23 protein-coding genes and 1 tRNA gene are annotated in these 25,742 nt (G+C 70.3%); 17 read left to right on the top strand and 7 right to left on the bottom strand.

Features of this window, described 5'->3' with window-relative positions:
- The first annotated feature begins 23 nt into the window (after positions 1 to 23).
- On the top strand, positions 24 to 1,166 hold the full coding sequence (locus SK224_RS01105; protein ID WP_320433007.1) for a LacI family DNA-binding transcriptional regulator: 1,143 nt from the start codon (positions 24 to 26) through the stop codon (positions 1,164 to 1,166).
- A 21-nt stretch (positions 1,167 to 1,187) separates the two neighbouring features.
- On the opposite strand, the gene SK224_RS01100 is transcribed toward SK224_RS01105, so the two are convergent.
- Complete coding sequence (locus SK224_RS01100; RefSeq protein WP_320433006.1) at positions 1,188 to 2,714, bottom strand: helix-turn-helix domain-containing protein; 1,527 nt, start codon at positions 2,712 to 2,714, stop codon at positions 1,188 to 1,190.
- A gap of 85 nt (positions 2,715 to 2,799) precedes the next feature.
- Here SK224_RS01100 and gabT point away from each other — a divergent pair, with 85 nt between their 5' ends.
- From gabT to SK224_RS01075, 5 genes are read left to right on the top strand one after another with little or no spacing between them, the layout of a single operon-like run.
- Positions 2,800 to 4,155 carry a 4-aminobutyrate--2-oxoglutarate transaminase gene (gene gabT / locus SK224_RS01095; protein ID WP_320433005.1) on the top strand — a complete coding sequence of 452 codons (1,356 nt, stop codon included), beginning with the start codon at positions 2,800 to 2,802 and terminating at the stop codon, positions 4,153 to 4,155.
- Between the two features lie 32 nt (positions 4,156 to 4,187).
- The gene (locus SK224_RS01090; RefSeq protein WP_320433004.1) at positions 4,188 to 5,549 is read left to right on the top strand and encodes an NAD(P)/FAD-dependent oxidoreductase; all 1,362 of its coding nucleotides are present in this window, start codon (positions 4,188 to 4,190) and stop codon (positions 5,547 to 5,549) included.
- Positions 5,549 to 6,430, top strand: coding sequence for a universal stress protein (locus tag SK224_RS01085; RefSeq protein ID WP_320433003.1), 882 nt, complete (start codon positions 5,549 to 5,551; stop codon positions 6,428 to 6,430). The genes SK224_RS01090 and SK224_RS01085 overlap by 1 nt, the downstream gene beginning before the upstream one ends.
- Positions 6,427 to 7,974 (top strand): APC family permease, encoded by a 1,548-nt coding sequence (locus SK224_RS01080; protein WP_320433002.1) that lies wholly within the window; start codon positions 6,427 to 6,429, stop codon positions 7,972 to 7,974. The genes SK224_RS01085 and SK224_RS01080 overlap by 4 nt, the downstream gene beginning before the upstream one ends.
- Before the next feature lie 32 nt (positions 7,975 to 8,006).
- Positions 8,007 to 9,374, top strand: a complete 1,368-nt coding sequence (locus tag SK224_RS01075) for an NAD-dependent succinate-semialdehyde dehydrogenase (protein ID WP_320433001.1) — start codon at positions 8,007 to 8,009, stop codon at positions 9,372 to 9,374.
- Between the two features lie 40 nt (positions 9,375 to 9,414).
- Here SK224_RS01075 and SK224_RS01070 read toward each other — a convergent pair whose 3' ends face one another.
- Together SK224_RS01070 and SK224_RS01065 are read right to left on the bottom strand one after the other, a co-directional pair.
- Positions 9,415 to 12,231 (bottom strand): hypothetical protein, encoded by a 2,817-nt coding sequence (locus SK224_RS01070; RefSeq protein ID WP_320433000.1) that lies wholly within the window; start codon positions 12,229 to 12,231, stop codon positions 9,415 to 9,417.
- Positions 12,228 to 14,045, bottom strand: coding sequence for an HSP90 family protein (locus SK224_RS01065; RefSeq protein WP_320432999.1), 1,818 nt, complete (start codon positions 14,043 to 14,045; stop codon positions 12,228 to 12,230). The genes SK224_RS01070 and SK224_RS01065 overlap by 4 nt, the downstream gene beginning before the upstream one ends.
- Positions 14,046 to 14,192: 147 nt before the next feature.
- Here SK224_RS01065 and SK224_RS01060 point away from each other — a divergent pair, with 147 nt between their 5' ends.
- From SK224_RS01060 to rplA, 10 genes are all read left to right on the top strand, one after another.
- Positions 14,193 to 14,633, top strand: a complete 441-nt coding sequence (locus SK224_RS01060) for a pyridoxamine 5'-phosphate oxidase family protein (protein WP_320432998.1) — start codon at positions 14,193 to 14,195, stop codon at positions 14,631 to 14,633.
- A complete protein-coding gene (locus SK224_RS01055) occupies positions 14,630 to 15,544 on the top strand; it encodes a hypothetical protein (protein WP_320432997.1) in 915 nt (304 codons plus the stop codon). The genes SK224_RS01060 and SK224_RS01055 overlap by 4 nt, the downstream gene beginning before the upstream one ends.
- Complete coding sequence (locus tag SK224_RS01050; RefSeq protein ID WP_320432996.1) at positions 15,541 to 15,993, top strand: hypothetical protein; 453 nt, start codon at positions 15,541 to 15,543, stop codon at positions 15,991 to 15,993. Before SK224_RS01055 ends, SK224_RS01050 begins: the two co-directional genes overlap by 4 nt.
- Positions 15,994 to 16,137: 144 nt before the next feature.
- Positions 16,138 to 16,210 (top strand) — tRNA-Trp (locus tag SK224_RS01045).
- A 45-nt stretch (positions 16,211 to 16,255) separates the two neighbouring features.
- Positions 16,256 to 16,522, top strand: a complete 267-nt coding sequence (gene secE, locus SK224_RS01040; RefSeq protein WP_320432995.1) for a preprotein translocase subunit SecE — start codon at positions 16,256 to 16,258, stop codon at positions 16,520 to 16,522.
- Between the two features lie 53 nt (positions 16,523 to 16,575).
- A complete protein-coding gene (gene nusG / locus SK224_RS01035) occupies positions 16,576 to 17,664 on the top strand; it encodes a transcription termination/antitermination protein NusG (protein ID WP_307323147.1) in 1,089 nt (362 codons plus the stop codon).
- Positions 17,665 to 17,905: 241 nt separating this feature from the next.
- Entirely contained in the window at positions 17,906 to 18,610 is a 705-nt protein-coding gene (locus SK224_RS01030) for a cohesin domain-containing protein (protein ID WP_320432994.1), read from the top strand.
- Between the two features lie 53 nt (positions 18,611 to 18,663).
- Positions 18,664 to 20,514, top strand: a complete 1,851-nt coding sequence (locus tag SK224_RS01025) for an amidase family protein (protein ID WP_320432993.1) — start codon at positions 18,664 to 18,666, stop codon at positions 20,512 to 20,514.
- 193 nt (positions 20,515 to 20,707) lie between these two features.
- Positions 20,708 to 21,139, top strand: coding sequence for a 50S ribosomal protein L11 (gene rplK / locus SK224_RS01020; RefSeq protein ID WP_137417828.1), 432 nt, complete (start codon positions 20,708 to 20,710; stop codon positions 21,137 to 21,139).
- A 14-nt stretch (positions 21,140 to 21,153) separates the two neighbouring features.
- Positions 21,154 to 21,846 carry a 50S ribosomal protein L1 gene (rplA, locus tag SK224_RS01015; protein WP_137417827.1) on the top strand — a complete coding sequence of 231 codons (693 nt, stop codon included), beginning with the start codon at positions 21,154 to 21,156 and terminating at the stop codon, positions 21,844 to 21,846.
- A gap of 52 nt (positions 21,847 to 21,898) precedes the next feature.
- Here rplA and SK224_RS01010 read toward each other — a convergent pair whose 3' ends face one another.
- Both SK224_RS01010 and SK224_RS01005 read right to left on the bottom strand, forming a co-directional pair.
- A complete protein-coding gene (locus SK224_RS01010) occupies positions 21,899 to 22,174 on the bottom strand; it encodes an acylphosphatase (RefSeq protein ID WP_320432992.1) in 276 nt (91 codons plus the stop codon).
- An 88-nt stretch (positions 22,175 to 22,262) separates the two neighbouring features.
- On the bottom strand, positions 22,263 to 22,982 hold the full coding sequence (locus SK224_RS01005; protein ID WP_320432991.1) for a LysE/ArgO family amino acid transporter: 720 nt from the start codon (positions 22,980 to 22,982) through the stop codon (positions 22,263 to 22,265).
- 68 nt (positions 22,983 to 23,050) lie between these two features.
- Here SK224_RS01005 and SK224_RS01000 point away from each other — a divergent pair, with 68 nt between their 5' ends.
- Positions 23,051 to 23,944, top strand: a complete 894-nt coding sequence (locus SK224_RS01000; RefSeq protein WP_320432990.1) for a LysR family transcriptional regulator ArgP — start codon at positions 23,051 to 23,053, stop codon at positions 23,942 to 23,944.
- On the opposite strand, the gene SK224_RS00995 is transcribed toward SK224_RS01000, so the two are convergent.
- Positions 23,931 to 24,959 carry an NADP-dependent oxidoreductase gene (locus SK224_RS00995; protein ID WP_320432989.1) on the bottom strand — a complete coding sequence of 343 codons (1,029 nt, stop codon included), beginning with the start codon at positions 24,957 to 24,959 and terminating at the stop codon, positions 23,931 to 23,933. The genes SK224_RS01000 and SK224_RS00995 overlap by 14 nt on opposite strands.
- Before the next feature lie 111 nt (positions 24,960 to 25,070).
- Positions 25,071 to 25,718, bottom strand: a complete 648-nt coding sequence (locus SK224_RS00990; RefSeq protein ID WP_320432988.1) for a TetR/AcrR family transcriptional regulator — start codon at positions 25,716 to 25,718, stop codon at positions 25,071 to 25,073.
- Positions 25,719 to 25,742 lie beyond the last annotated feature (24 nt).

Raw genomic sequence — 25,742 nt, 5'->3', positions numbered from 1 at the left:
TCGCAGGGAAGGATGTCGCACGCGTGAGTGAACGCCCGCGGACGCGCCGCACGACGGTCTACGACGTCGCCCAGGAGGCGGGTGTGTCCATCGCCTCCGTCTCCTTCGCGTTCCGCAGGCCCGAGCAGCTCAGCGATGCGACGCGCGAGCGCGTGCTGGAGGCGGCCAGGCGGCTCGGCTACGCGCCCAGCGCGTCGGCGCGGGGACTCGCGCGCGGACGCACCGGCATCCTCGGCCTGCACGCGTTCGACCTGATGCTCGAGCGGGCCCACGAGCCGGAGGCGCGGGTGCGGGCGCTGCGCGACCTGCACAGCCCCGATCTCGAGGGGCCGCGCACCATTGCGTGGACCGAGACCGACGACGAACTGCTGGCCGACCCGAGAGCGTTCCCGCTGTACGTGGATGAGGTCCAGCGGGGATTCGCGCTGGAGTGCTGGGTGATGGGCAGGCCCGTCATGCTCAGCAGCGGCTCCGACAACGACGTCTCGGTCGCCGACACGGCTGGGCGTGTGGACGGACTCGCGATCTTCCCGTCCGAGGGGTCCGCGGCGGCGCTGTCGCGATTCTCCTCATCGATACCGATCGTGCTGTTCTCCGCCGCGCCCGCCGCGGACGGCCACCATCGCGTGCGTGTCGACAACACGGGGGGGATGCGCGAGATCATGGCGCACCTGCTCGACGTGCACGGCGTGCGCTCGTTCGCGTTCGTCGGGAGGCTGGACTCCTGGGACGGCGAGGAGCGCTTCGCCCAGTACCGGGAGAGTCTCATCCAGGCGGGGCTCGCCCCGGAGGACGAACCGGTCGATGCCACGGTGCGTGGACCCGACCGGATGGCCGAGCAGCTGCACGCGCTCGCTGCGGCCGGCCGGATGCCGCGGGCACTCGTGTGCTCCACGGATCAGAACGCGCTGGCCGCCATGGACGTGGTGCGCGAGCTGGGCTTCCGCGTGCCCGACGATGTGATCGTGACCGGGTTCGACGGCATCCTCGCCGGGCGGCTGAGCACGCCGGCGCTCACCACCGTGCGTCAGCCGATGGAGGCGATGGGGCGCGCCGCGGCCCGCATCCTCGCGGGGACGGCCGGTCCGCTCCCCGAGGACGGTTCGCCCTTCGACGCAGTGTTCGCCCCGGCGCTCTTCGTGCGCGCCAGCTGCGGCTGCGGCTGACGTTCGGCCCGGTCGGGGCGGTCAGTCCAGCGCGCGGAGGGCGAGCCAGAGCTGCGCGCGCACCGCGAACGAGGACAGGTCGACGCCGAGCACGCGTTCGGTGAGGGCGAGACGGGCCCGCACGGTGTGCCGATGCACGCCGAGCGCCCGGGCGGCGGCTTCGTGGGCGGTGTCCGCTGCGAGCCATGCGTCGAGGGTGGCCACGAGAGCGGTCGCATGCTCAGCGTCGTGGCGCAGCAGAGGTTCCAGCTCCGCGCGGGCGATCGCGCCGACGCGCTCGTCGTCGAGAAAGGAGAGCAGGCCGCCGCGCACTTCCGCGAACGCCGCGGCCGATCCCGCCGAGGCGCGCTCCCGCGCGACCCGGGCCTGCGAGAGGCCCACGCCGACCGTGTCGAGCGTCGCGGGAGCGGAGACGCCCACTCGCAGGCCGAGTTTCGCGGCGAGTTCGGCGAACACCCCGTCTCGCACGGGCGCCGCCAGCAGCAGTCCGTCCTCGATCCGACCGAAGAACAACGAGCCGCCTCGGGCGGCCACGGCGCTCTCCAGCCACTCGCGGACGTCTTCGCGGCGGGCGGCCTCGGCATTCGTCAGACCGATCGCGATCGCCCCCGTGCCGAGCGTCCCCCACAGCGGCTTCGACACGCGCCGCACGAGTGCGCCGTCGCCGGCCAGCAGCGCCTCGGCAAGCCCGGCTCGGAGCACCGTCGTGGCCTGAGCGAGCGTCTGTCGCTGCTCGAGCGCGAGCCCCGCCATCGCGACGGCCGTCGTCACGACCCCGCGTGCCTCGCGGTCGAACACCTCGGCCGACACGGCGATCGCGCCGCGCAGACGCCCGCCGCGGCCGAGGGTCTGCACGTGGAACGGGGTGGAACCGATATGCAGCGAGGACCCCGCCCGCGCGCCGCGGCGAAGCAGCGCCGACACCTCGTCGCGCAGGTCGTCGCGCGTGGCCGCATCCAAAGTCGCCGCCGGATGCTCGTGGGTCAGGGCGCCTGCGGCATCGAACATGCCGACCCAGCCGCCCAGCTGTCGCGCGAGCTCGTCCAGGGTCGCGGCGAGCCCATCGGCACGCAGCGCCGCCAGCGAGAGTGCGCGCCCCGCAGCGAGCGCCCAACTGCGCCTCGCGTACTCCTCTGCGGCGATCGACTGCGCGTTGGCGCGGGCGACGGCGATGAACGGAGTGCGGTAGGGCACCTCGAACAGCGGGAGTCCGTGGGATCGGCACGCCGCATCCAGTCCGCGAGGGATGCCCTCGCGGACCACCTCGGTGCCGAAGCCGAGGGCCGTGATGCCGCGTCCGCGGAGGCGGGCGACGTAGGCGTCGAAGTCGGACGAATCGTCGTCGGAGCCGAGGAACTGCGTGCCGGTCGTGAGCAGCACGAGCCCCTCCGCCAGGAACGGCGTCGGGTCGGCGAGGTCCGAGCTGTGGACGCCCTGCACCCGCGCAGCGAGCGTGGCGCCGTCGAACTCCCTCGCCGCACGCAGGTCCAGATCCCGCCGGGCGAGGAGGGAGCCGAGGGTCGGGCTGTCGCCGAGGGACGTACTCATGTTGTACATCGTGGCGCATCTCGTGCGCGCACGTGTACGGGCAGGCGAGTGCGGCGCGCTCCGCGTTCGCCCTACGCTCGCGGCCATGAGCATCGCCGACGTCACCACCGCGCCCCTGGGCGGACCCTCGCTGCCGCAGGAGCGGCGCCTCGTCACCGCCATCCCCGGCCCGCGCTCCCTGGAGCTCCTGGCGCGCAAGGCCGCGGCGGTTCCCGCCGGCGTCGGTCACACGGTGCCCATCCAGGCGGTGGCCGCGGGCGGTGGGGTGGTCGTCGACGCCGACGGGAACTCGCTCATCGACCTCGGCTCCGGTATCGCCGTCACCTCGGTCGGCAATGCGCACCCCGGCGTCGTGGCGGCCGTGCGGGCGCAGGCGGCCCAGTTCACGCACACCTGCTTCATGATCTCGCCTTACGACTCGTACGTCGCGGTCGCCGAGGCCCTGAATCGGCTGACTCCGGGCGATCACGACAAGCGCACCGCACTGTTCAACTCCGGTGCCGAGGCCGTGGAGAACGCCGTCAAGATCGCACGCAAGTACACCGGCAAGCCCGCGATCGTCGCATTCGATCATGGCTACCACGGCCGCACGAACCTCACGATGGCCCTCACCGCGAAGGCGATGCCGTACAAGAGCGGCTTCGGCCCCTTCGCCGGCGAGATCTACCGCGCCCCGCTGTCGTACCCCTTCCGAGACGGCCTGAGCGGCGCGGATGCGGCCGCGCGCGCGATCTCGATGATCGAGAAGCAGGTCGGCGCGGACAACCTCGCGGCGCTCGTCATCGAGCCCATCCAGGGAGAAGGCGGCTTCATCGTTCCGGCCGACGGGTTCCTCAGAGCGCTCGTGGACTGGTGCCGCGCGAACAACGTCGTCTTCATCGCGGACGAGGTGCAGACCGGCTTCGCCCGCACCGGCGAGATGTTCGCGAGCGCCGGGTTCGGCATCGTGCCCGACCTGGTCACGACCGCCAAGGGTCTTGCGGGCGGACTGCCGCTCGCCGCCGTCACCGGTCGGGCGGAGATCATGGACGCCTCCCACGCCGGCGGGCTCGGCGGCACCTACGGCGGCAACCCGATCGCCTGCGCCGCAGCGCTCGCGGCGATCGACGCGTACGAACACGAGGGTCTCGTCGAGCGAGCCCGTGAGATCGGCGCGATCCTCACCGCCCGCCTCGAGACGCTCCAGAAGGCAGACCCGCGCGTCGGCGACGTCCGCGGCCGCGGCGCGATGGTGGCGGTCGAGTTCGTCGACCCGGCGACGGGGGCTCCGGATGCGGCGCTCGCCGCCGCGGTCGCGAAGGCCGCCATCGCCGAGGGCGTGATCCTGCTGACCTGCGGCACCTACGGCAACGTGATCCGATTCCTGCCGCCCCTCTCTATCGACGACGACCTCCTCGGCGAGGGACTCGACGTCCTCGCCGCATCCCTCGCCGCCGTCTGAGACACAACACCCGAGCACCACGAAGGAGTGAGATGAGCACCACCGAGATCATCAGGGACGTCGTCGTCATCGGCGCGGGAGCTGCCGGGCTGACCGCCGCGAACGACCTCCGCAAGGCCGGGCTGTCGGTCGCCGTGCTCGAGGCGCGTGATCGCGTCGGCGGGCGTCTGTGGACCGACACGATCGAGGGAGCGATGCTCGAGATCGGCGGTCAGTGGGTGTCGCCCGATCAGCAGGCGCTCATCGACACGGTCGCAGAACTCGGCCTCTCGACCTTCTCGCGCTATCGCGAGGGCGACAGTGTCTACGTCGGCCCCGACGGCACGGTGACGCGGTTCACGGGAGACGTCTTCCCGGTCGCGCCCGACACGGCCGCCGAGATCGAACGCATCACCGCCGACCTCGACGCGATGGTCGCCGAGATCGACCCCGACCGTCCGTGGGCTCACCCGAAGGCCGCCGAGTGGGACACCATCTCGTGGGACGCGTGGCTGCGTTCGCAGACCGACGACGACGAGGCGGTGCGCAACCTCGCCTTCGCGACCGGCTCGGCGATGCTCACCAAGCCGACGCACGCCTTCTCCCTCCTGCAGTCGCTGCTCATGGCGGCCAGCGCCGGGAGCTACTCACACCTCGTCGACGCGGACTTCATCCTCGACAAGCGCGTCGTGGGCGGACTCCAGCAGGTGCCGCTGCTGCTCGCGGAGCGCCTGGGCGAGGACGTGCTGCTGGAACAGCCGGTGCGCTCGCTGGCCTGGGACGAGGGCGGGGTCGTGGCCGAGGCCGCATCCGTCACGGTCCGCGCGCGCCGCGCCATCCTCGCCCTCGCGCCCGTGCTGTACCCCCGCATCTCCTTCGTGCCGCCGCTGCCGCGCCTGCAGCAGCAGATGCACCAGCACATCTCGATGGGCTTCGTCATCAAGGTGCACGCCGTCTACGACCGTCCGTTCTGGCGGGAGCAGGGGCTGTCCGGCACGGCATTCAGCCCGTACGAGCTCTCGCACGAGGCGTACGACAACACGAACCACGGCGACGAGCGCGGCACGCTCGTCGGCTTCGTCTCCGACCGCAACGCCGACGATCTGTTCCGCCTCGACGCCGCCGAGCGCAAGGAACGCATCCTCGAATCGCTGTCGCACTACTACGGTGCCGAGGCCAAGAACCCGATCGTCTACTACGAGAGCGACTGGGGCAGCGAGGAGTGGACCCGCGGCGCGTACGCGGCGAGCTTCGACCTGGGCGGCCTCCACCGCTACGGCGCCGACCTGCGTACGGCGGTCGGGCCCATCCACCTGGCCTGCAGCGACATGGCCGGCGCCGGCTACCAGCACGTCGACGGCGCCATCCGGATGGGGCACCGCGCCGCATCCGAGATCCTCGAGGAGCTGCGCTGATGGCCGCCCCGGTGGTCGTCGGCTACACCGCGACGGATGCGGGCGCCGACGCGCTCGCGCTGGGGGCACGGCTCGCGGCGGCGACCGGATCGGTGCTGGAGATCGTGATGGTCTTGCCGGGGGAGCGCTCGGTCATCACGCCGCCCGACGCGGGGTACGACCGGCTCGTGCGGGAACGGGCACGGGAGTGGCTGGCCCGAGCATCCGAGACGCTCAAGGACACCGTCGCCCACGGTCGTCACGTCCGCTACGGCGAGTCCTTCGCCGAGGGCCTCATCGCTGCCGCTGCCGAGTTCGGAGCCGGCATGATCGTGGTGGGCGCCGCGAACGGCGGACTCCGCGGACGCCACCGCCTGGGTACCGTCGCCAACGAGCTCATGCACTCCTCCGACGTCCCGGTCGTCCTCGCTCCGGAGGGTGCCCGCGAGATCGCCGCATCCGTGGGCATCGAGCGGGTCACCGCCGCGATCGGCACGCGGCCGGGCGGCGACGTGCTCCTGGCCGAGGCAGCGGGGCTGGCCAGCGCGTCGGGTGCGCCCCTGCGCCTGTTGTCGCTCGCAACGGTCGATCTGCCCGCGGGCGTCGACACCGGCGTCATTCGGCTCACCGAGGCGACGCATGCCGAGGCGGTGCTCGCCCAGGCGCGCGCCTCGCTCGGCGAAGGATCCGTCGCCGACGTCGTCAGCGCGCAGGGCGCCGACATCGAGGATGCGGTGTCGCAGATCCAATGGCTCCCGGGCGAGATCGCCATGGTCGGTTCGAGCCGGCTCGCGCAGCCGCGTCGGCTGTTCCTGGGCTCGACGGCGGCGAAGATGCTGCACGTGCTGCCCGTTCCCATGATCGTGGTGCCACGCACCCGCAACGCAGAAGGGGCTCGATGATGAGCGCACCCGAATCGCAGGCCGTCGCTGCCGAGACCGGCGGACTCTCCAAGAAGGGGCTCTCCGCGGGAACGGTCGGCCTGATCGGCGCCGTGGTCATCGGCATCTCCTGCATCGCGCCCGCCTACACCCTGACCGCGGCGCTGGGACCCACGGTCTCGGCGGTGGGCGTGCAGGTCCCGGCGATCATCCTGGTCGGCTTCATCCCGATGCTGCTGGTGGCGTTCGGCTACCGCGAGTTGAACCGGCGCATGCCGGACTCCGGCACATCGTTCACGTGGGCCACGCGCGCCTTCGGACCGTGGATCGGCTGGATGGCCGGGTGGGGGCTGGTGGCCGCCACCATCCTCGTGCTCTCCAACCTCGCCGGAATCGCCGTCGACTTCCTGTTCCTGCTCATCGCCCAGATCACCCAGAATCCCTCGATCGCCGACATCGCGGCGCAACCGGGGGTGAACGTCCTGGTGTGCCTCGCGTTCATGGCGGCGGCGACCTTCGTCTCGTACCGCGACATGCAGACGACGCAGAAGCTGCAGTACGTGCTGGTCGGATTCCAGGTCGTCGTCCTGGTCGTCTTCGCGATCGCGGCGATCATCGAGACGGTCAACGGCAACGGCTTCGATGCGACGCCGTTCGACTGGTCGTGGTTCGACCCGTTCGCCGTCTCGTCGTTCAGCTCCTTCGCCGCGGGCCTTTCGCTGTCGATCTTCATCTTCTGGGGCTGGGACGTCACCCTCACCATGAACGAGGAGACCAAGGACCCCGACAAGACGCCGGGACGGGCGGCGACCATCACCGTGCTCGTCATCGTCGCGCTCTACCTGCTGCTCGCCGTCTCGCTCATCATGTTCGCCGGTGTCGGCACCGGGGAGTTCGGGCTCGGCAACCCCGACATCCAGGACAACGTGTTCTTCCACCTGTCGGGTCCGGTGCTCGGACCGCTCGCCGCCCTCGTGTCGCTCGCGGTGCTCACCAGCTCCGCCTCCTCACTGCAGTCGACGTTCGTATCGCCGGCGCGCACACTGCTTGCCATGGGGCACTACGGCGCACTGCCGGAGCGGTTCGCGAAGGTGAGTCCGCGCTTCTTCACCCCGGGGTTCGCGACGATCGTCGCGTCCGTCGTGGCGTCGGTGTTCTACGCGGTCATGCGCTTCGTGAGCGAGAACGTGCTGTGGGACACCATCACCGCCCTCGGCATGATGATCTGCTTCTACTACGGTCTGACGGCCTTCGCGTGCGTCTGGTACTTCCGCAAGCAGTGGTTCGACTCGGTGCGCACCTTCGTCTTCACCTTCCTCTTCCCTCTCGTGGGCGGGGCCATCCTCGCGGTGCTGTTCGTGACGACGCTGGTCGACTCGATGGATCCCGACTACGGCTCGGGCTCGCAGATCTTCGGTCTGGGACTCGTCTTCGTGCTGGGGGTGACCGTCATTCTGCTGGGTGTCGTGATCATGATCTGGCAGGCGGTCAAGCGTCCCGACTTCTTCCGCGGACGCACGCTGAGCCTGGATGCGCCCGAGAGCCTGCGCCGCCGCCGGCGGTGAGGGCAGACTGTGACCACAACCAAGGAGGACGAATGAGCAGCGAATACGCGGTCGTGAACCCGGCCACCGGTGAGCGGCTGGCCACCTACCCCGCCCTCAGCGACGTCGAACTCGAACAGAAGCTCGCCGCATCCGAGAGTGCCTACCGACGTTGGCGCGAGATGCCGGTCGCCGAGCGCGCCGCGCTGGTGCGGCGCGCGGCCGAACTCCACCGCGAGCGCCGCGACGAGCTCGCCGCGAGCGCCGTGCGGGAGATGGGCAAGCCCCTGGCCGCTGCCCTGGGTGAGGTGGACTTCGCCGCCGACATCACCGAGTTCTACGCCGACCACGCCGAGCAGATCACGTCGGATCGGCCGATCGACATCCTCGGCGAGGGCTCCGCCGTGATCCGCCCGACCTCGCTCGGGGTGCTGCTGGGCATCATGCCGTGGAACTTCCCCTACTACCAGGTTGCCCGCTTCGCGGCCCCGAACCTGGTGCTCGGCAACACCATCCTGCTCAAGCACGCGCCGCAGTGCCCGGAGTCGTCCGCGGCGATCGAGTCGATCTACCGGGATGCGGGTCTGCCTGAGGGCGCGTACCTCAACCTCTACGCGAGCAACGAGCAGGCGGCGACCGTCATCGCCGATCCGCGGGTGCAGGGGGTCTCGGTCACCGGTTCGGAGCGTGCCGGCGCCGCCGTCGCGGAGATCGCCGGTCGCAACCTCAAGAAGGTCGCGCTGGAGCTCGGCGGATCCGACCCGTTCATCGTGCTCTCCACCCCGGATCTGGATGCCACGGTCGCCGCCGCGGTCGAGGCGCGCATGGACAACAACGGGCAGTCCTGCAACGCGCCCAAGCGCTTCATCGTGGTCGACGAGCTGTATGACGCCTTCCTCGAGAAGTTCACCGCCGCGATGGCAGAGACGCCCATGGGCGATCCTTTCGCCGAAGAGACCCTGCTCGGGCCCCTCTCTTCTCTCGCGGCCGCCGAGCGGCTCGAGGCGCAGGTCGACACGGCCGTCGCGCAGGGTGCGCGCCTGGTGACCGGCGGCACCCGTGAGGGCGCGTTCTATGCGCCCACCGTACTCACGGATGTCACGCCCGAGATGGACGTCTACCGCGAGGAGCTCTTCGGGCCCGCAGGCGTGGTCTACCGCGTCTCGGGTGAGGAGGATGCGGTGCGCGTGGCGAACGATACGAGCTTCGGGCTCGGCTCCTACGTCTACACGACGGACCCCGCGCAGGCGGAACGTGTGGCGGATCGGATCGAGGCCGGCATGGTCTACGTCAACTGCGTGCTGGCCGATTCCCCCGAGTTGCCGTTCGGTGGCGTCAAGCGGTCGGGTACCGGCCGCGAGATGGGACTGCTGGCGGCGGACGAGTTCGTCAACAAGAAGCTCATCCGCATCGCGGCCTGAGCCGGAACGATGGTGGGGCGAGGATCTCGCGCCACCATCGTCATGCCGGAAGCGTCGCGCGGACCTCGGCCGCCTCGGCCGGCCGGCCGAGGCTCTCCAGCACGTCACCGAGCTCGAGGGCGGCGGTCTGGCGCAGTGCCTCGTCGTCACCGGCGTGCTCCATCGCCGCGCGGTAGAGCGGGACCGCATCCGCGGCGCGCTCCGCGCCCATCAGGATGCGCGCGGCAACGAACTCGGAGCGGCCGGCGGACATCGCGTCACCGGCCTGGACGAAGCCGTCGGCCGCCTGCAGCGCGGTGGCCACGGCCTCGTCCGTGCGCTCGGCGGCGGCGAGAGCGCGTGCGCGCGTGTCGAGCACATCGGCGACGAACCACGCGGCGTCGTTCGCCCGTCCGAGCTCGACGGCCTCGTCCAAAAGGCAGAACACCTTCTCGAGTTCTCCCCGCTGCTGGTGCGCCTGCGCGAGTGTGTGGAGGCCGTCGGCCAGCAGGCCCACCTGCTCCTCGTCCCCGCGCACGATCTCCACGGCCTGCGTCAACGAGTCGATCGCGTCGTCGATCTCGCCGAAGCGGCCGAGCAGCCGTCCGTGCTCCTTCAGGGCGTAGGCACGGGCGGCGGGCTCATCCGCCTCCTCGTGCAGCTGTGCGACGAACTCCCAGCCGCCCAGCGCGTTGCCGAACTGTCCCGCCTGCTCGAACGCACGGGTCAGCAGCCCGACGGTGATCGCACGCGAGCCGGCGGGCTCCTCCGCGGCCGTCTCCTCCTGCAGCACCTGATCGAGCACCTCGATGGCCTCCTCGCTGAGACCCGCGCCCAACAGGGCGCGGCCGAGCCGGAAGCGCAGGTCCGTCGCCGGAGCGCCCGTGGCCTCCCGGCGCTCGGTGGCGACACGGTAGCGAGAGACAGCCTCGACCATGGCGCCCGCATCCTCGTGCAGTGCGCCCGCGAGGAAGAAGACATCGCTCACGAGCCGGTCGTCGGCACCGGCCAGCAGATGGATGCGTATCGCCTCGTCGGCGTCGGCGGCGCCCGCGGCGTACTCGGTCAGTGCGCCGCGGGTGCGGGCGCGCAGCAGCAGGGCCCGCGCACGACGCGCGTCGCTGAGGTCGTGTTCCGCGAGGAGAGCCTCCAGCAGGGCCATGGCCTCGGGGAGGTCTCCCGCCGCCGCCGTCATGTCCGCCTGCATCCAGCGCTGCGAGTGCGAGGGGCCGGCCTCCCCGGCCTCGGCGAACAGCTCCGCCGCCTCGGCGAACATCTCCGCGGTGCGTCGACGATCGTCGGGCTCGGTGGCCGTCTGATCCTTGAGCCGGAGGAAGGCGATCGTAGCGAGGAGGTCCGCGCGCACCCCGGCGGGTGCCTCGTGGCGCTCGTCGAGCTCTCGCTGGAGAGTCTCCGGCGCGTCGTCGGCGTCGGCGCCGTAGAGCAGGAGCCCCAGCTCCTCCTCCAGCTCCGCTTGCGCGACGCGTTCTGCCGCGCGGAGGGCGGCGATGCGCGTCGGTAGCGCGGCCTGGGCCTCGTCGAGGCGACCGAGCGCGATGAGCACCGCGAGCAGCCCGTGCGTGAGCGCAACCCGCTGCTCGACGTCCGCGTCGTCCAGCGCCTCGACGATCGCCTCGAGGGAGGCGATCGAGCCCAGCTGGTGCAGGGTCAGCGCGCGCTCGACGCGCTCCGCGGGTGTGCGGGGAGCGGGAACGGAGGACCGGGCGGCGAAGTCGTGGGAGCTGATCGGCACCTCGTAGCGCTCGGCGCCGACCGCGCGCTGTCCGGCGAGCCAGGCGCTCTGGGCGTCGGTCGCGTTCCGAGCGTCGAAGGCCTGCGCGATGCTGGCGGCGGCGTCCCACATGCGCGCGGCGAGCTCGGCGGCCGGCCAGACACCCTCGTGAGCGCCGATGAGAGGGACGAGCGCCTCGGCGTCGGAGCCGCGCACCGCGGCGTCGGGATGCCCCGCGGCGGCGACCGCATCCAACGCAACGGCGAAGGCCGCGAGCGCCTCCAGGTGCGCGCTGGCATTCAGTCCGTCGTGGGTGAGCCACGGCAGGTGACGCTCGACGAGCGCGAGGGCGCGTGCCTCGTTGCCCGTGATGGCGCAGAAGACGATGTTCTTCGCGACGATCGAGAGGTTGTCGGCGTTGTCCTTCGCGAGGCGGTAGCTGCGCAGATGCGCGGCCCGGGCCTCATCCGGGCGCCCGGCGTGCAGGTAGGGCAGGAGGGAGCGGGCGAGGGCGTGCTCGGGCTCCTCGCCGCAGGTGAAGCCGCCCTCCACGAGCTCCTCGACGAGACGGATCGCCTCCGCCTCGTCGCCGGTCTCCGCGAAGAATCCGGCGAACTGGCTGCGCGTGCAGGCGTCGCAGTGGCTGTACTCGTCGCGGGGCGTGGCGTCGAGTCGACGTCGCAGCTCGGCCGCCTCGTCGATGCGTCCCGCCGACCACGCGTCCTCGAAGCGCGCCATCAGCACGCCGCTCATGCCGTGACCGGCGCGCTCGTAATGCGTCTGCATGTCATCGAGCACGGCCGTGATCTGCTCGGACGAGAACTCGGGCGAGCCGCGGAGCGCGCCCGCCATCCACTTGTAGTGCCACATGAGGTCGCCGGCCGGCTCCAGCTCGGCGGGGAAGCGCTCGGGGTCGGCGTCGTGGTGCCCCAGGCACCACGCGAACGAGGTGAGCATCAGATCCGTGTCGCCGCCCATGTTGGCGCTGGCGGTCTGCCGCATCCGCGCCTCGTACTCGAGGCGCTCGTCGCCGCTCTCCTGCGCCAGCGCCACCGCCTGGGCGACCAATGCCCGCTCGGCGGGCCCCCAGGGCGTGCGGTCGATCTCGTCGAACAGCGATCGGATGCGGGTCGCGTAACCGGTCATGTTGCTCCTTCCGGGTCGTGGCTGGCGGCGAGTGCCCTGTCGAGCAGCTCCGCGAGTGAGGTGCTCATCACGGCGCGATCGCGCGGGCTGAGCGGGTGATGGCCGGCGAGGAGCGACTGCACGTGCAGCAGACGGATGCCGCTGTCGAAGACGGCCGCGTCGCCGGCCGCGGCGAGGGCGCGGACGGTCTGATTGCCCCAGTTCAGGCACAACCTGGCGGCGGGCGGTGCCGCATCCGCGTCCGCTGCGGAGACGGCCTTCTCGGCGCGGTCGAGGACGCCTGACCACAGCGAGCCTGCGGCGCCGCGGGCGCGCCCCCGGTCGAGAGCCCGGAGCGCCTGCGGATCCGCGACGAACAGGCCGGGCAGCTCGCGACGCTCGAACGAGCGCACGGAGACGTCGACGTCGCCGAGGGCAGCACGAGCGCGGCGCTCGAGATCGAGGGCGGCGTTGCGGTCGTCGAGCGGCGGCAGATCAAGCCGGTCCATCTCGGCACCGACCTCGACGCGCTCCACGGTGACTTCGGGGAAGATCTCGGGCAGCAAGCGGACGAGCTCGGCGTCGTAGAGGTAGCCGCCGTCGACCAGAAGCGTCCCGGGCGGCACGATGCTCGCCAGCTGACGGAACTCGTCGACGGTCTCGGCGTAACGCACCTCCGGCGAGCGGCGCACGAGCTCTTCGATCCGCACGCGCCCCGCGGTCGTCTCGACCGAGAGCCAGCGCACGATGAAGCGGGCCAGCTCGTCGTCGTGGCGGACGAGCGATTTCAGGGCGACCTCGTGGACGGCGACGAACTGCGCGAGCCGCGCCGGCTCGCGCAACGCCAGCTCCAGGATCCATCGCCGGATCGCGTCGCCGATCTCGCTGCGGGTCTGCTCGAGCGCGTCGTCGTCGACGAGCGCCTCGCGGCTGGCGGTCGGGTGCAGCCCGCCTGAGTCGATGACCGCCCGCGCGAAGAACGCCCAGTCCGGGAGCAGGTCGTCGGCACGCTCGGCCAGCAGCATCCGGCGCAGGTATACGCGGGTGCTCTGACGTGCAGAGGGGGGCGGGGCGAACGGCAGCACGTAGGCGACGCCGCGGGTCTGGGTCGCGGCGACCGTCAGCTCGATCGCGTCCAGCGGCTCGACGCCGATCAGTTCGCGGCCGTATGCCAGCCGCGTCTCCAGATCGCCGTCGAGGAAGGGGGCGGGCTCGGTCACGGTGGTCTCGCCGCCGCCGGGCAGATCCACCACGACCGTAACCGGCAGGTAGCGGCCGAACGTCTCGGCGAGCTCCGACACCGTCGCAGCCGTGAGCAGCGACACGCTGTCGCTGCGCGGGGTCAGGTGCACGCTGGTGCCGACCGGCATCTCGCCGTCGAACGGCTGCACGGCGAAGGTCCCGTCCGAACGCCCGACCCACTCGACGGCGGGTCCTCCGGCGGCGCTTCGCGAGCGGATCACGATGGTGTCGCACACCATGAAGCACGACAGCATCCCGATGCCGAACTGACCGAGGAAGTCGCTGCGCGGAAGGTCGAAGATGTCGCGCTTGGAGCTGCGCCCCACCGTCGCCAGCAGATCGGCGACCTCGCTCTCGGTGAGGCCGATGCCGTCGTCGCGGATGATGAACTCGGGTGCTTCGAGCCCTGCCGGGGTGATGCGGATGCGACCGCCGCCGCCATCGAGCGCGCGACGCGCGGCGATCGCGTCGACGGCGTTCTGCAGGAGCTCGCGCAGGAAGACACGGGGGCTCGAGTAGATGTGCCGACTGAGCAGATCGATCACCCCGCGAAGATCCACCTGGAACTGCTGGGGGGCCGGCACCTCGTTCACCGTCGCTCCTCGAACCTCGTCACAGCGCCGCCCATCGGGTGGTGGGCGGCGACCGGTTCAGCGTACTCCGGGAGCATGAGCGCATCTGAGCGCCTGGGGAGAGAACGATCTCGTGCGCGCGGGGGCCGGTTGGGCCAGGATGGGCTCATGAGCGACACGACGCAGGCGGATGGGGTACGGGTGCTGGACGAGGAGGCGATGTGGCGCCTGCTCGCTACGCAGGAGGTCGGCCGCCTGGTGACCAGGATCGGTGAGCGCATCGACGTGTTCCCGGTCGGCTACGCGCTCGACGGGCGCAGCATCCTGTTCCGCACCGCGCCGGGTACGAAACTGCTCGAGCTCACCGCCCGTGACGAGGTGCTGTTCGAGGTCGACGACCACAGTGCGCACGATGCCTGGAGCGTGGTCGTGCGCGGAACGGCAGCGGCCGTCGACCACTCCGATGAGATCGCGGCGCTCGAAGCGCTCGCCTCGGCGCCCTGGGCTCCCACCGTCAAGGACGTCCTGGTGCGCATCACGCCATCGGTCACCACCGGACGCGCCTTCGAACGGCGAGCCGCAGAGCCCACCGAAGGGGCGATGGCGTGACGTTCGATCCGGCCCCGCCGGAGGCCGGATCGCCGCCCGTCCTTCCGCAGACCGTCCCTGCCGCCGCGCCGCGCCGCCGTCGCGGCGCGGGCTGGATCGTCGGTCTCTCGCTGAGTCTCGTCCTCATCATCCTGCTCGCTGCCGGCGCGGGGGGAGCATGGCTCATCTGGCAGCAGCGGGAGCGACTGCTCGCCTCGCGCGTGATGAGCCCCGAGCAGGAGTCGGCGATCGCCGACACGTTCGCCGCAGCCTCCGAGAAGGTGAGCGCCACCCAGCAGGCGACGGCCGACTACGAGAGCGATCGTCGTGCCTGGGACGACGAGCACGCGCAGGTCGAGGAGTGGAAGACGGGGACCGAATCGCCGCTGCTGGCCGTGCCGAACCCCGGCGGGAGCGCGATGCCCGGGCCGGATCCGGACGGGCGTGCGTTCCTGGCCTCGATCGGCGCGGACCGTGTCCAGGTCGCTTTCGATGCGGGGGACGAGAACTGCGGTTATCACCTCTCCGAACGCACCGGGTACGAGATCGTCGTCGGCGGCTGCTATTCCACCCGGTATCCGAGCTGGTTGTTCCTGGCATGGGATCCGGGCATGGAGTCGTCCGTCTGGCCCGTGTTCGTGCACGAGGCCATGCACTGGTACCAGTACCAGAACTACTATCCGGCCTTCCTCGCGGCTGATCGGGCCGGGGTCACCGACGACCAGTACGGCCCCGAACTGGAGGCCGACGCGAGTTGTCGCGCCGTGTACGTCTACGGCATCCCGGCATCCGACTACGTCGACACCTCCTCGCCCTGCGATGTCGAGGGCTGGTACGACGGGTGGCTGCTGGATCATCTCGCGTCGCTCGGCGTCCAGGTCACGGAGCCCGTGGCGGCGGATTACGAGGTGCTGGAGGTGATGAGACCGTGAGGGCGCGCTCGGGCCTCGCCGCCGCCTCGTTGCTCGCCGTGTTCGCGCTGAGCGCGTGCTCGTCGATGGATGCGGATGCGGCGGATCGCCGGATGAACGAGGTGTTCGACGATCTCGTCGCTCAGGCATCGGCTGTGGACCCGCAGGTGCTGCGAACGCTGGAAACCGCCGAGCCGCGCACACAGGCGTGCTCGCGTCCCGCCGACACCGAGCAGGTCGTGCTGACGGCGACCGGGGTGCTCGCGGTCGCGGCCGACGTCTCGGAGGCGGAAGGCGTGCGTGACGACCTCGGCGAAAGCCTGGATCCCGATGTGTGGCGACCTCTCGCCGACGCCGACCCTTCCCCGGAAAGGCAGGGCTGGATCTCGGAGGAGGGCGTTACCGTGAGCCTCGCCTCGGAGGGCCCCGCGGTGGTGATCGCGGTCTTCTCGCCCTGCCTTCCGGGATGAGCGCGTTCGCGCCCTCGTGTGCCATGCCGTACACTTGAGCGTGCAGTTGAAGTCTGCATTCTTTCGCCGTGCCCGTCATCGGGACGACACATCCCTTCGGATCAGGTCGCGGCAGGAGTGCGGGCGCGAGACCTCCGGGTCTCTAGGGCGGTAGCTCAATTGGCAGAGCAGCGGTCTCCAAAACCGCAGGTTGCAGGTTCGATTCCTGTCCGCCCTGCGCGCCAGCGCATGCTGGCACGACGTAAGCGATTCAGGTGGGTGCATGATCCAGGACGAGCCGAAGGGCGAGGTCGTCGCCGCTGGCGGTGCCGTGCGCGAGAAGAAGCCCAACTTCTTCCTGCGCATCGTCATTTTCATCCGCCAGGTCTTCGCGGAGCTTCGCAAGGTCGTCACCCCGACGCGCAAGGAGCTGGTGAAGTTCACCGGCGTCGTCCTGGGCTTCGTTATCGTGATGATGGCGGTGGTCTACGGACTTGATGTCGTGTTCGTCTGGCTGACGACAGTCGTCTTCGGAGTCCCCGGAGCCTGACATCGCGAGGCGCGGGTGTCGCCACCCGCAGACCAGAACGAGAGAGTACGTAAGTGTCTGAGAAATACACCGACGACGCCGATTGGGCGACCGCCGCCGAGCAGTCCAGCGAGGACGACGAGGCGCAGGAGGGCAACACCCTCGCCGCCGAAGAGCGCTCCGTCGAGGCTGCGGAGCACGTTGCGCTGCACATCGAGGGCGACGACGAGGATGAGGACTCCGACACCGGTTACGACGCGGATGCCGACGTGGAAGACCCCGAGGCCGACGCGATCGTGAACGACGCGCTGGAGATCGACGAAGCCGCCGAGGCCGAAGCGGCAGCCGAGGTGCTGACCGAATCGCTCGCCGAAGAAGAAGCAGAGCGCGCAGCCGAGGAGGCCGACGAAGTGACGCCCTACGACGGACCCGACATCAACGGCGAGCCGGACGCTCCCGTGCTCGACCCCGAGTTCGTGGCCGAGATCGATGACGCGGCCGCCGCCGTGGACGAGGTCGAGGAAGAGGTCGACGCGGACGCCGATCCCTACGAGGCGTTCCGTCAGGAACTGCGCTCGCTCGAGGGCAAGTGGTATGTCATCCACTCCTACGCCGGCTTCGAGCGCAAGGTGAAGGCCAACATCGAGCAGCGCAAGTCGACGCTCGAGGTCGAGGACGACATCTATCAGGTCGAGGTCCCGATGGAAGACGTCGTCGAGATCAAGAACGGCCAGCGCAAGATGGTCACCCGCGTGCGCATCCCGGGCTACGTGCTCGTGCGCATGGAACTCAACGAGGACACCTGGTCGGTCGTCCGCCACACGCCCGGCGTCACCGGCTTCGTCGGCAACGCCCACAACCCGACGCCGCTGCGCTTCGAAGAGGCGTTCAACATGCTGAAGAGCCTCGTCGAGATCAAGGACGTCGCCCCGGCGAAGTCCGGTGGCGGCAGCTCCGCCCCGGCGGCCGCCCGCGTCATCGCGGCGGAGGTCGACTACGAGATCGGTGAGACCATCACCATCAAGGAGGGCTCGTTCGCGGGTCTTCCCGGCTCGATCAGCGAGATCAAGCCCGAGAGCGGCAAGCTCACGGTCCTCGTCTCGCTCTTCGAGCGCGAGACGCCGGTCGAGCTGTCGTTCGACCAGGTCTCGAAGATGGTCTGACCCGCAGACCCCTCGAACGCCCCGCCGGTTCTGCCGGCGGGGCGTTCGTCATTCCGCCGCGGGGTGGCAGGTGTGCACGGCGCCTCCAGGGTGTGAACCGATCGGTACATCTTTTACCTGGTGGAAACACTCCAGAGCCCGAGCGGGAAATCCGGGCCTGTGACGCTGCAGGAGCACCAGACATCCTCCGCGTCAGCGCACCCGAGCGCTTCGCGGGCCCTCAGGAAGGATCCGCTCCCGCATGCCCAGATTCATCCCGCGCCGCCTCGCGGCGGCCACGGCCGCCGCAGCGGCGCTGCTCGGCGCGACGCTGCTCGTCGCACCCGCCGCCCATGCCGCTCCCACCGCGGCAGGCGTCACGATCACCGCGACCAGTGCCGCCGAGGTCGGCGACACGGTGACCGTCACGATCGCCGCAGCCAACGTCGAAGACCTCTACGCCTACGACCTCGCGCTCGGCTACGACGTCGAGCTGCTCTCGTTCGACGAAGGCAGCGCTACCTTCCCTGAGGGCGGCTTCGGTGACGCGACAGCGGATGCCGACGGTGGCGTCGCCTACCTCGCACACAGCCGCCTGGGCACCTCGCCCGGACTCGTCGGCGCGCAGCCGCTCGTCTCGCTCACGTTCACGGCGCTCGCGGCAGGCGACGCGGTGATCGAGCTGGTATCGGCCGACCTCGTCGGTGCGGCGCGCGACACCGCCTCGCTCGACGTGACAGCGATCGATCCGGCCACCACAGCCATCACCGCCGTCGCGTCTCCGCCGTCGACGACGCCGTCGCCGGGCACGTCGACGCCCGCCGCTCTGCCCGCCGCAGGCACGAGCGAATCGCTGCCCACCACCGGTGTCGACGCCACGCCGTGGTTCGTCGTCGGTGCGATCGCACTCGCCGTCGTCGCGCTCGGCGTCGTGCTGCTCATCCGCCGCAGGGCGGTCACCCGATGAGCCGTCGCCGCGCAGTCGTTCCCGCAACCTTCGCGTTTTCCAGGAGAGCGTCCATGTCCACCCGTACGACCCGCACGATCGCCGCCGCAGCGGCACTGGGTACCGTCACCGCCGTCATGGCCGTGGCGCCCGCCTTCGCCGAGCCGGAGCCCGCCGCATCCGCCGCGATGCTCGCTCCGTACTACACCGAACTCGATCTCACCGGTGACCGTCAGGTCGATGCCGACGACCTCGCCGTCGCCGCGCGCTATCTCGGCGTGACGGCCGCCGACGCCGCGTGGCCGGAGATCGCCGTAATCGACACGGACGTGGACGGTGCGATCACGATCGCGGACCTCGCCGCCCTGTCGCAGCGCATGATCTACGACGACGGCCCGTTCGAGCTGATCGAGGCCTCTACCGTCGACATGCAGGCGGCGATGAACGCCGGCGTGATCACCTCGGTGGAACTCACCACGGCCTACCTGAAGCGCATCAAGGCTTACGACGACACGGTGATCCCGTACCCCGTCGATCCCGCCGCCCCCGCCATCACGACGAACACCGCCCGTCCCCTGAACGCGATCATCACGACGAGCAGCACCGCCCTCGAGGCGGCGGCAGCCGCCGATGCAGAGCGCGCCGCGCACGGGATGACCAGCATGCTGCTGGGCGTGCCGGTCGCGGTCAAGGACAACTACAACACGAAGGACATGGTCACCACCGGCGGTTGCGGCTGCTGGAACGGGAACCAGACCGCCGGTGACGCCCACATGGTCGAGGGACTCCGGGCCGACGGGGCGATCATCATCGCCAAGGCGAGCCTCGACGAGTTCGCCTACGGGTTCAGCTCGCAGTTCTCCGCCTTCCAGCCGGCAGGTTCCTCGCTGTATGTCGCAAGCCCCTACGACACGACCAAGACGGCGGGCGGTTCGTCGGGTGGGACAGGAGCTGCCATCGCCGCGAACCTCGCCGGCATCGGCTTCGGCACCGACACGGGCGGCTCCATCCGCGTGCCCTCCTCCTACAACCAGCTCGTCGGCATCCGGCCCACGGTGGGTCTCGCAAGCCGCGACGGCATCATTCCCCTCGCCCTTTCGCAGGACACCGGCGGCCCGATCGCGCGCAGCGTGACGGATGCGGCGCTGGCGCTCGACGCCGTCGTCGGCGTGGATGAGAACGACGCCGTCACTCAACGCCAGGTCGGCAAGGTTCCGGAGTCCTACGCGTCGTTCCTCGACCCGGGCGCTCTCAAGGGCGCACGGATCGGTGTGATCGGTTCGCTGAGCGGCACGGGCGACACCGCGACGCGCTTCGCGGCGGCTCGCGACCTGCTCACCGCGCAGGGGGCGACCGTCGTCACGATCACTCCTCCGGCCGAGTTCACCGCCGTCACCGGCGAGGGGTCGGGCTCGACCAACGAGTTCAAGCATGACCTCGACCAGTACATCGCGTCCTACCTGAACCCAAACGTCACCGCCCGCAGCCTGCAGGGCATCATCGACAGCGGAAGCTTCGTGCCCGGCTACCGCAGCACCTACGTCTCCCGCAACGCCATCACCCCCGAGACGTACGAGGCCTGGGCCGGCGCCGAGGGCTCGCACACGCGCCAGATCGCGGCCGGCAAGGCGCTCGTCACGAAGATGATGGACGACGCCGACCTCGACGCGATCATCTACCCCAGCACGCACGCCTACGGCACGATCGACACCAAGTACATGCGACTGAGCCCGAACACCGGGCTTCCCGCGGTGACCGTGCCGATGAGCGCATCGGGCACGGGCGAAGGTGGGCAGACGGTCGGAACGAACATCGAGTTCCTCGGACGGGACTTCTCCGAGGGCACGTTGATCGGACTGGCGTACAGCTACGAGCAGGTCACGCACGCTCGCACCTCGCCGCGCATCTTCGGCGCGCTGAAGTAGGCGGCTCCTCGAACGCCCCGCCCGGCTCTGCCGGCGGGGCGTTCGTCGTCCCGGTGGATGCCGCGACACGCCCGGTGATGCGGTAGAGTGTTGTGGTTTGCGTGCCGCTTCGGCGCGCTGCCACAACCGCTTCTCTCGATGGGATGCGGGAGAGCCGATGCATCCGGCATCCGCTCGATGAAAGGAAAGAAGAATGGCACCGAAGAAGAAGGTGACCGGCCTGATCAAGCTTCAGATCAACGCCGGTGCAGCCAACCCGGCGCCGCCGATCGGCCCCGCGCTCGGTCAGCATGGCGTCAACATCATGGAGTTCTGCAAGGCGTACAACGCCGCGACCGAGTCGCAGCGCGGCAACGTCATCCCCGTGGAGATCACCGTCTACGAGGACCGCAGCTTCACCTTCATCCTGAAGACCCCGCCTGCCGCGGAGCTCATCAAGAAGGCCGCAGGCGTCGCCAAGGGATCGAAGACCCCCCACACCGTCAAGGTTGCGAAGCTCACCAAGGACCAGGTGCGCCAGATCGCCGAGACGAAGATGCCCGACCTGAACGCGAACGACATCGAGGCTGCCTCGCTGATCATCGCCGGCACCGCCCGCTCCATGGGCATCACGGTCGAGGACTGAGGGAGATAACGAACATGGCTACCAAGTCCAAGGCATTCCGCGCGGCCGCCGAGAAGATCGAGGCCGACAAGTTCTACACCCCGACCGAGGCTGTGACCCTCGCGAAGGAGACCGGGTCGAAGAAGTTCGACTCGACCGTCGAGGTCGCCCTCAAGCTGTCGGTCGACCCCCGCAAGGCGGACCAGATGGTGCGCGGCACCGTCATCCTCCCGCACGGCACGGGCAAGACCGCCCGCGTCATCGTGTTCGCGACGGGCCCGGCCGCCGAGGCCGCTCTCGCTGCGGGCGCTGACGAGGTCGGCGGCGCCGAGCTGATCGAGAAGGTCGCGGGCGGCTACACGTCGTTCGACGCCGCCGTCTCGACCCCCGAGCTCATGGGCCAGGTCGGTCGCCTCGGTAAGGTCCTGGGTCCCCGTGGCCTCATGCCGAACCCGAAGACCGGCACGGTCACCCCGAACCCGGCCAAGGCCGTCGAGGAGATCAAGGGCGGAAAGATCGAGTTCCGCGTCGACAAGCACGCCAACGTGCACTTCGTCGTGGGTAAGGCTTCGTTCTCGGCCGACCAGCTCGACGAGAACCTGAAGGCCGCTCTCGAGGAGATCGTCCGTCTGAAGCCGTCCAGCTCCAAGGGTCGTTACATCCAGAAGGGTGCGGTGTCGACCACGTTCGGCCCCGGTATCCCGCTGGACGTCAACGCACTGGTCTGAGACACGTCTCACACGAAGGGCCCCGTCTTCGGACGGGGCCCTTCGTGCATGTTCAGGCGTCTTCTCGGATGTCGAAACTGAGCGGCCCGGTAGGAGTGGTCTCCGAGACCTCCACGCGCTCGACGTGCGCTGCAGGCGGCCCCTTGCGAAGCCAATCGATCATCCGATCCACGCGTCCTTCCTCGCCGTGGAGCTCGGCCTCGACCGTGCCGTCGTGACGGTTCCTCACCCATCCGGCGACGCCGAGGCGAGCGGCGGCATCGTGGGCGGAATAGCGGAAGCCGACGCCCTGCACGGCGCCGCTGACGATCACTCGGACATGACGCATGCGCACATTGTGCCGCGGATGGGCCGGCGACGCTGCGGGCTGTTGCGAATGACGAGCGGGTGGCAGGATGCCGTGGCTTGCGCCCGGATCAGCCGCCGAGGATGAGGCTGAGCGCGAGCAGCGCCATCACGACGGCGATGATGCCGTCGAGAACCCGCCACGCGTTCGGCGACGTGAACATCCGGCCGAGCAGCCGGGCGCCGTAGGCGAGGGAGAAGAACCACGCCAGGCTCGCCAACATCGCGCCAGCCGCGAACCACCACCGGGTGTGGCCATGCGTGCTCGCCACGGACCCGAGCAGGAAGACGGTGTCGAGGTACACGTGCGGATTGAGCCAGGTCAGCGCCAGGCATGTGAGCAGTGCCCCGGTGCGCGAGGTGCGGTCCGGGATGGATGCGGTCGCCACGGGCGGGGCGGCGCGCGATGTCTGCACAGTGGCACCATCGTCGCTCGCCTCGTCTGCCCTATCCGTCACCGTGGTCACCACCTCTCGTGCAGATGTCGCGTCGACGGAGGGCAGACCGCCGCCTTGCCATGCCCTGCGCGCGGCGAGTAAGGCGTACGCGAGCAGGAACGCTGCCCCCACCCATCGCGCGACCTGCACCGCCCACGGGGCGGCCTCGAGTGCGAGCCCGAGGCCCGACACCCCGACGGCGATGAGCGCCGCATCCGAGGCGGAGCAGACGAGTGCGACGGTGAGGACGTGCTCTCGCCGGATGCCTTGGCGCAGCACGAACAGGTTCTGCGCGCCGATGGCGACGATGAGCGAGAGGCCGAGGCCGAGGCCCGCGGCGAGCGAAGGGAACACACTCCGACGTTATGTTCGGCACTGCATGAGCACCAGTTCGGATTACTTCACCGCCGTAAGCTGTGCTCATGACGGATCTTCCCGCCGACCTCGCGGCGACGCTCGCGGCCGTGGTCGACACGGGCACGATGGATGCGGCGGCTCGCCGACTGCGCATCACGCCCTCGGCGGTCAGTCAGCGCATCCGTGCGCTCGAGGAGCGGTTGGGTCGTGTCCTGCTCGTGCGGTCGAAGCCCGCCCGCGCGACCGCGGACGGTGAACTTGTGGTGCGTCTGGCTCGGCAGTATGCGCTGCTCTCGCACGATGTGCTGCGAGAGCTGGGCGAGCCGGGCGAGGGGGAGAGTCGGGTGGCGGTCAGTCTGCCGCTCGCCGTCAACGCGGATTCGCTGTCGACCTGGTTCGTCGCCGCGCTGTCGCAGGTCGCCGCGCTGGGCGACGCGGTTTTCGATCTCCACCGGGACGATCAGGACTTCACCGCGGAGCTCCTCGCATCGGGGCGGGTGGTCGCCGCGGTCACGTCCCGGGCCGACCCCGTGGCCGGATGCCGGGCGCGTCCCCTCGGGGCGATGCGCTACCGTGCCGTGGCAACGCCGGCATGCGCGCGGGAGCTCGAGCATCTGGGGCCGGAGCACGCCCGGGTTGTCGACTACGATCGCCGCGACGAACTGCAGACCAGGTGGTTGCGCGAGCGGGGCGTCGATCCCGCGTCCCCGCCCCGCAACTTCGTGCCCGGTTCGCACGCGTTCGCCGACGCGGTCCGCGGCGGTCTCGGATGGGGGATGCTGCCCGATCTCCAGACGGAATCGGACCTCGCCGACGGCTCGCTCGTGCTGCTTCCCGGGTCGCCTGTCGACGTTCCGCTGTACTGGCAGCAGTGGAACCTGACGTCCTCGCTGCTGGATGCGGTCGCAGACGCAGTGGCGGAGACCGCGAGCAGGGCGCTGACGATCACGCCTCGCTGATGCGCAACACCGACTTGCCCCGCGTGCGGCCGCGCTCCAGCGCGCGGTGAGCCTCGGCCGCATCCGCGAGCTCGTACACGGTGTCGACGTAGACCTGGATCGATCCGGTGTCGAGCAGCCGCGCGAGGGTCGCGAGAACGTCGCCGTCGGGGATGACCTTGTAGCCGGTGGCGCGCACCCCGGCCTCCGCCGCAGCCTCGGCGAAACCGGGCCAGCCGCCGCTGGGCACCATGATGTACAGGCCGCCGGGCCGAATGACGCCGAGCGAGCGCGTTCCGACCTCGTCCTCGGTGTTGGCGACGAGGTCGATCACGACGTCCATGTCCGCCACGACGTCCTCGAAACGTGTGGTGGCGTAATCGATGACCACGGACGCGCCGAGCTCACGGAGCCACGCGGCGTTGCGGGCGGAGGAGGTGACCGTCACGTGCGCGCCGAAGTAGGCGGCGAGCTGCACGGCGAAGTGGCCCACGCCGCCGCTGCCGGCGTGGATCAGCACGCGCTGACCCTCGTGAGCGTGTGCGGTCTCGACGACCACGCCCCACGCGGTGAGTGCGGCGAGGGGGATGCCGGCGGCCTCGACGTGCGAAAGCGATGCGGGCTTGCGGGCGACGGACTGGGACGGCACGACCGCGTACTCGGCGTAGGTCCCGCCGGTGCGGGGGAAGGGCACCATTCCGAAGACCTCCGTGCCGGCGGGGAACGGGTGCGCCTCGAACGGAGACGCGACCACGACGCCGCTGAAGTCGAAACCCAGCGCGGCGGGGTAGGCCGCGATGGCTCCGCTCACGCCCTGCCCCGCGCGCGTCTTCGCGTCGATGGGATTCACTCCGGCGGCGACCACGCGCACGAGCAGCTCGCCGAGGACAGGCTGGGGAACCGGCAGCTGGGTCTCGTGGAGGAGCTCCGGCGCTCCGGTCGCGTCGATGACGGCGGCGCGCATCTGGGCCGGGACGTCCTCGGCCCGCATCGGCGCGGGGGAGGGGGCGTCATGTCTCAGCGGTCGGGGGATCATCGGCCGCTCCTTTCGCTGCGGAAGGCATCGGCCATGCGATGCGGTGACTGTCCTCAGTCAATCGCGGCTTTGTCTCGGGGGCGTTACCCCGGTGTCACCGTGCGGAGAACCTCACAGCGCCGTGGAGGATGCGGGAGACGCCGGCGGCAGCTCCACGCGGATGATCTCGCTCAGACGGTCACGCAGACGGCCGGCCATGTCGACGGTGCGGGGGGAGTAGAGCCACTGGATCTGCAGGCCATCCATGATCGCGATGATCTCCTCTGCCAGCCGAAAGCTGTCGACGGCGCTGTCTCGCAGCAGTCCGCGAGAACGCAGGTCATCCACCGCGAGCGCGAGGTGCTCCCTCGAGTTCTTGTATCGACGCGCGAAGTAGGAGTGCGCGGGGTGGGTGGGATCGGTCGCCTCGGCCGAGAGGGCGGCGTACAGACTCACGATTCCCGGTGTCGTGGCATTGGCTCGGGTGAGTGCGACGAGTCGGGCGAAGTGATCGAGTCCGTCGCGGCCCGGGCCGGGTGCGCCCTCGAAGAAGCGCAGCGAGTGGCGCCGATCCCGTTCGTCGAGCACCGCCTCGAGGAGGGACTCCTTGGTGGGGAAATGGTGCGCGAGCCCGGCGCGTGAGACGCCGCAGTCCGCGGCGATCTGACTCATGCTCGTCTGCCGGTATCCGACGGTTCCGAACGCGGCGAAGGCGGCGGACACCACCTGGTCGCGGCGTCTGCGGCCGCTGGCGTAGCCGCGCGGCGGGGTGTCGGGCATGGGGATGACCCTAGCGGGGGTGGA

Origin of the sequence: Microbacterium sp. BG28 (genome assembly GCF_034044005.1) — a bacterium.
Classification (GTDB): domain Bacteria; phylum Actinomycetota; class Actinomycetes; order Actinomycetales; family Microbacteriaceae; genus Microbacterium.
Note: the sequence above shows the minus strand (reverse complement) of the source record. Positions and strands in the feature narration are given on the sequence as shown.